Origin of the sequence: Bacteroides caecigallinarum (assembly GCF_016901995.1) — a bacterium.
GTDB lineage: Bacteria > Bacteroidota > Bacteroidia > Bacteroidales > Bacteroidaceae > Phocaeicola > Phocaeicola cellulolyticus.
Window position 1 is genome coordinate 1 of record NZ_JACJLE010000211.1, and the last position, 240, is coordinate 240.

Below are 240 nucleotides of genomic sequence, written 5' to 3' on the forward strand. Positions count from 1 at the left end.
GGAAGCAGCCATTCATTTAAAGAGTGCGTAACAGCTCACTAGTCGAGGAATTTGGCGTGGATAATAATCGGGTATCAAGTTGTCTGCCGAAGCTATGGAATTGAACAATCGCCGCAAGGCAATTGTTTCCAATTGGTAGGGGAGCATTCCATTCGGCGTCGAAGGCGTGGCGCGAGCCACTCTGGAGCGTATGGAAAAGCAAATGTAGGTATAAGTAACGATAAAGGGGGTGGGAAACCC

Annotated in this window: 1 rRNA gene; it reads left to right on the plus strand. The window is 48.8% G+C overall.

What is annotated here, in order from left to right:
• Positions 1-240: ribosomal RNA gene (locus H6A61_RS16355) — 23S ribosomal RNA — on the plus strand; the annotation flags it as partial.